The organism is Flavobacterium sp., assembly GCF_043760115.1.
Lineage (GTDB): Bacteria > Bacteroidota > Bacteroidia > Flavobacteriales > Flavobacteriaceae > Flavobacterium.
In genome coordinates this window covers 1-6,411 of sequence record NZ_JAYUPK010000099.1, presented here as the reverse complement: position 1 = coordinate 6,411, position 6,411 = coordinate 1, and the positions used below count along the sequence as shown (strand labels likewise).

General features: G+C 30.6%; 3 protein-coding genes. All 3 read right to left on the bottom strand.

Annotated features, from left to right (window positions below; genetic code table 11):
* Window positions 1–258: 258 nt before the first annotated feature.
* Complete coding sequence (locus ACH2BC_RS08685; protein ID WP_395053601.1) at window positions 259–1,599, bottom strand: T9SS type A sorting domain-containing protein; 1,341 nt, start codon at window positions 1,597–1,599, stop codon at window positions 259–261.
* A 249-nt stretch (window positions 1,600–1,848) separates the two neighbouring features.
* Entirely contained in the window at window positions 1,849–2,655 is an 807-nt protein-coding gene (locus tag ACH2BC_RS08680) for a hypothetical protein (RefSeq protein ID WP_395053600.1), read from the bottom strand.
* Between the two features lie 20 nt (window positions 2,656–2,675).
* Window positions 2,676–6,411, bottom strand: a 3,736-nt coding sequence (locus tag ACH2BC_RS08675) for a tail fiber domain-containing protein (protein WP_395053599.1), incomplete at its 5' end; no start/stop codon positions are given.

Sequence of the window (6,411 nt, the reverse complement as noted above, 5' to 3'; positions counted from 1 at the left end):
TTAAAATTAATAATATCCGATAATTAATACAGTACACTATATAAATTATCGGATATTTTGTATTAAGTTTAATAATATTATTAGATAATTTAAATCTTTATATAATATTAAAAAAAATAAACAATTTATTATTGAATATACTAATTTAGCTTGAATTTAAAGATAAGAGAAAAAATCTTAATTTTAAAACTTGACACGAAAAGTAATATTTACGATTCTGCATTTAATGAAACACGCTTATTGTTTTAAGCTATTTGTTTAAATTTTAAAAATTTTATAGGTTTTCTCTAAACCATCGACTTGAATTTTTAACAAATATACAGCTGTATTCAAGTTGCTAATGTCAATTTTAGAGAAATTATCGCTGGTTTCTAGTACAGTTTTGCCTAACAAATCTGTAATTCTAATTTTTGTAATCGCAACTTTGGTATCAATATTCAAAAAACCATTAGTTGGATTTGGATAAATAATTAAAGCGCTAAAAATTTCGTTTTGGGTAGTGGATAAATTTGTGTCGTAAAATTTGGCTTTGATACTTGTAGAAGTACTGTAAGTTATATATGGAATATTATTAGAACCAATTGTTAATGCCAATCCGTTATCAATTGCCTCAAATGATGTTGGTGTTGTAATTAAATCCCAAGTTGTGCCATTGAGTTTTTTCACGTTAATTATATCTCCATTTTGTTGGTCTTTGTAAGCAACAATCGGAATATTATTTGGTCCAATGGCTAATCTTGGCTTTTCAATATTGATACTTGCAACGGTTGCACCAACATTTGTCCAACTTGTACCAATAAATTTTTTTACATTTAAATCTGGATTAATACCTGACAAATAAGCTATTGTTGGATTATTGGCAGTGTCAAATGCCAAACTTGGTCTAGATGCTGGTAGACTAGATACTAAAGCACCAGTTCCAATATCTGTCCAACTTGTACCAATAAATTTTTTAGCATATAAGTAAACATCCATACCTACGACACCATCATAAGTTACAACAGGATTATTATTATTGTCAATATCAAAATCGTAATAAAAAGGTGAGTTTGTAGTAACAACACCTAAACTGTTCCAGTTTGTACCATCGAATTTTTTAACCACAACATTTTCACTACTACCGTAACGATTGTAAGATACATAAGGAACATTATTATTATCGATTCGCAAAATTATGTCGCCAACCGTTCCTGTTGCAAAACCTAAATTACCGACAAGAACCCAGCCAGTTCCATCAAATCGTTTTACGTAACTAGTAGTAGTACTTGTAGCAGAATCAAAATCAGAATACGCAACATAAGGAACATTTTGATTGTCTAATGCCATTGATGTTGTATGACCAATTTGATTATTGTTAATAGCAACACCATTATAAACCCAAGCATTGCCACTTAATCTTTTTACTGACGGTTGCGAGAAATTGGCGGTTTCTGCATGACAAACATAAGGCACATTGTTACTTGATATTGCTATTGATAATTGTGAAATTATATCTAGTGGCTCTGGCGATACAATGCCGTTAGTTCCAAGATTCTGCCAAGTTTGTGCATTGGTACTACTAATTATTAATAAAGCTGTCGTGAGTAATAATTTTTTCATGATAAATAGATTTTAATTAATTTTCTGTAAAATTATAACTTGTCTATAAAGCCAACAATACTGTAATTGGGTAGATGTTAATTTATTTATTTTTTTTAAAAATTAATTGTTGGAAACATTTAGATGTCAATAACTTCAATTTTTTTATTAAAATTTAATATGTTTGATTTTAGAAACTCAATGATATTTAAAATTTTATTAAAATATCTTTCAAGTTTTATATTTTAAAAAAATACTAATTTGGTATTCTTATTTATATTGTAATGTTAACGGAAATCCAAATCTACCGCCTGTTCCTGGAAAATCTATTCCAACAAATAAATCTTGACTATGTTTTATGTCAGTAATTTTATATTTAGTACCAGAAATTATTATTATTTCTTTATCTGTTGCATTTATGTGTAAATAACCGTGACTATTGTTATCGATTGCCACACCATCCATTTCATAAAAATTTAAAATGTGATATTTCCCCATCTCTAATTCAATAGCAGGTTTTGTCGAACCATATTTTGCAATTGTGAATTTTTCAAATAAATTTGCGATTTTGTAATCGCTATTAATTGGATAATTCATTACATTATTTATTAGATAGTCACCAATTTCAACACCATCTTCTAATTGTTTAATTCGCCATTCACAACCATCAAAATCATTATCCAATCCCGGAACTATCACATCAGTAATTAGTATTTTTTCAATTTCTTTAGGAACTTTTTGAATATTTACTGTTGATAAATCAGTATTTTCACCAGGAATAAATTCAATTTCTTCCGATTTACCATAATAGGCAAAAGCTTCAGGTTCTCCTATTCTTTTATTCTCGTAAAAAGCATAAACTCTATAATTGCCATTTTGTAAATTGATAATTGTTTTGAATTTATTCTTTGTATTTGGACGTATCCTAATTTTTTTAAAAATTTTATACTTTCCGAAAGTACCATCGCTCAAGATTTTTTTAATCTCAACAACTAAAGTAAGTATTATAATTGCTTTAATTGAATCTTCTTGAACAATGTAATCGCCTGTAATAATAGTTGGAATCTCTAATGCCATAATTTCTTAATTTTTAATTGTTACTTATTTTCTAATTTTTCTAATCGTTTTACTATTTCTTTATTTGAAACTTCGAGTTGTTTTTTTAAATATTCAATTTCAGTTTTTTGTGCTTTATTTTCTTTGGATAATTCTTGAATTGCAGATATTCCAAGAGTAAATATTCTATCATAATCAACAACATTAAAATCGCTAACTTCTTTGCCAAATACAAAAACTGAATTGGCTGATTGTTTAAAATCACTTACTTCAAATGTGTTTTCTGTAACTCTGATTACGGTATAAGATTCTTCTTTATCAGCAATTAATCGTACTTTATCTCCTACTTTAAGATCGTGGTTATTATCTAAAGTAATTTTTAAGGTTGTTCCGTTTAAGATAGCTGATTTTGCAACTTGATATATGTTCGGAATAAACTCTTTGGTTTGGCTAACTGCTTCTGGAAAAACTTCTTGAACTTCTTGAGCAATAAATCCTTTTTTAGCATCGTTTCCTTTATTGGCAATATCAATATATTTATAATCAGTTACTTTTAATTTATTTAGGATGTTTAAATCGTTTTTAGGATTACTAAGTCCTAAAATATTTTTTATTCTTTTATCAGAAAAAGCGTTAAATTCTGAAGCCATTATACGATCACTAGCATAAATGGAATATGCTGTAACTCCTGATGCAGTACCTGTTGCAATAGAACCATTACATCCGCCAGAACGTGCGTAAAATGCAAAACAAGATTGTGGTTGGTTATTTACATTACCAAAAACTTCTAGTTTGGCTTTTGTTGGTGTTATGCCAATTCCAACATTAGTCGAATTATCAACAATAGTACCATCAACTATTCCTGTACCATTCCATCTTCCAACTCGATCTGTTGTTATAAGTAAAATTTTTGGATCAATTTCTGTAACGGATAAAGATGTTGGAGCAACCCAAGTTGAATTTCCCGCACCATCACTTCGTAAGACAAAATTGGCAGTTGCTCCTGTTGTCATTTGAAAATTAGTGGTTTTAGTTTTACCAGCAACTTCTAGTTTATCAGCAGGATTAGTTATACCAATTCCTACATTGCCATTTGCAATACTCATTGCTCTTACAGCTCCAAATTTATTAGATGCACCGGTACCATTGTTGTAAAAATCCAATCGTCCAGTAAAACCACCATTGTCACCACTTTCTATATATGCTGGACGCCATTCATTCGCCAATCCTTTATCACTAAGTAATGATAAGCGACTAGCACCAAAAGACGAAGTTGAACTTATCCTTAAATCGGCAGTTCCAGTTGAAGTAATTTCAAGTTTAGATGATGGGTTTGTTGTACCGATACCAATATTTGTACCTGTATCAGTTATTACTCCGTCAACCAATGTTGTACCATCCCATTTTGGAATAAGATTAGTTGTTGCAGAAGCAACTTGTGGATCGTTTTCGGTAATTGCTAATGTTGTTGGATTAACCCAAGAGGCATTTCCAGAGTTATCGGTCTGAATAATTTGATTAGCAGTTCCTCTTGAAGTTGGCATAATATAATAGTTGCCAGTTAAAGAACCTATGGCTACGTTACCTAAAAAATAGCCTGCAAATGAATTAGTTTTAAAAACTTCAGAATATATACCATAGTGCGTTCCGCCAGCCAACGGGTCAATAACATTGTAAGAGCCATATTTGTTTCCTGCACCAGTTCCTTCAAGTGTATTGTAACTTCCATAATGAATACCAGTTCCAGTTCCAGAAAGCGTAGCGTATGTACCGTAGTGTTTACCTGTTCCAGAGCCTTGCAATCCGTTTAACGAACCATAATGAATGCCATTGCCAGAATTAAAATTAACTGAAAAATTATTATATTGCGGTCCTATACCAGTACCTGAAATAGTGTTGTAATTATTATAATGAATTCCTGATCCACTTCCAGTCAATTCACTAAAAGTACCATAATGAGTATTATTTCCACTGTTTGAATTGATACTATAATTTGCATATTGTGATCCGGTGCCATTACCCAATATTGTAGAAAAGTTTGCATAATGATTTCCAGAACCTTCGCCATCTAATTGATTAAAATTGGCATAATGATTATTATTTGCGGTATTTGATATTGTAGTTCTGTTTCCAAATTGTTCACCAGTTCCATTTCCTGCTAAATCTGATGAATTAGCATAATGTTTACCTGAACCAGAACCATACAAGTAAATTTGATTTCCAAAATGTTGTGCATTACCCGAATTAGATATACTGCTAAAGTTAGCTGTTTGTTCACCAGTTCCACTTCCTGATAAATTTGATAAATTGGCATAATGTGTACCAGTACCTGGCCCATCTAATAAATTATAATTTCCATAATGAATTGCATTTCCCGAGTTTGCAATAGTATTTAAATTAGCATATTGATTGCCAGTTCCTGTGCCAGATAGTGAAGAATAGTTTGCATAATGATTTCCTGAACCATTACCAGAAAGTTGAGAAAAATTACCAAAATGTAGACCACTTCCGATACCATTTAAAAAATTGTATATACCATAATGATTGTTTGAACCAGAATTGCTTATTGAGTTATAATTTCCGTATTGTAAACCAGAACCAGAACCTCCTAAATCAGAATAATTTGCATAATGAATTCCATTACCTATACCATCTAATTTGTTGAAATTTGCATAATGATTATTACTTGCAGTATTTGATATGTTTGTTCTGTTTCCAAATTGTTCTCCAGTTCCAGTTCCAGATAAATCAGAAAAATTGGCGTAATGCGTTCCTGAACCAGAACCAGTCAATGAATTACTATTTCCGAAGTGATTTGCATTTCCTGAATTTGAAATGTTATTAATATTTACAACTTGTTCTCCAGTTCCAATTCCTGATAATAAAGATAAATTAGCAGAATGTGGTCCTGAACCTGAACCACTTAAATAAGTAGTATTAGCATTATGTATCCCATTACCAGAATTATAAATACTTGAATAATTAACTATTTGTGTTCCAGTTCCAGTACCTCCTAAATTTGAATAATTGGCATAATGTGTACCAGAACCTAATCCACTTAATAAATTATAATTTGCATAGTGTGTTGCATTGCCAGAGTTTGAAATGCTATTTTCATTAGCTAATTGTTCACCTGCTCCTGATCCTGATAAATTCGAAGAATTGGCTTTATGTAATCCTGAACCCGAACCGTTAAATATGTTTTCATTAACAGTATGTACACCATTACTATTATTTAAAATTGCAGATGAGTTGACAATTTGCGATCCAGTTCCTGTTCCTGTTAAATCTGAATAATTTGCATAATGTATTCCAGAACCTGAACCACTTAAAATGTTTTTATTCCCATAATGAGTTGCATTTCCTGAATTTGAAATTTCAATTGAACTGCCTTTTTGGTCTCCAGATCCATTTCCTGAAATTAATATTTGATTTCCAAATATTTCATTTGATGTTGAGTTTGTTATCGTATTCTTAAATCCAATTTTACTAAATGAATTTGAAGTACTAAAATTTGAAGAAGTATTAATTCCAATATCTTGGTTTGTATTATTTACATCTACTGGATAATCTGCAGTATTTTTTCCAATAGCAATATTTCCTGTATGGTACATATCATCGGTAATAGCAGTTGGTGGCACTGTTGTACTTTCTTTGTACCATTCATTTGTTTGAATTGTATTTGGATTTACCCAAGTACCATTTCCTGCAGCATCACTTTGCAAAACAAAATTAGCTGTTGCGCCAGTAGTCATTTGCAAATTTGTGGTTGAAGTT

What these genes read in the sequence shown, in the direction of transcription:
- ACH2BC_RS08680 (WP_395053600.1), bottom strand. Translation starts at nt 2,655, where the DNA reads ATGGCATTAGAGATTCCAACTATTATTACAGGCGATTACATTGTTCAA.
- ACH2BC_RS08685 (WP_395053601.1), bottom strand. Translation starts at nt 1,599, where the DNA reads ATGAAAAAATTATTACTCACGACAGCTTTATTAATAATTAGTAGTACC.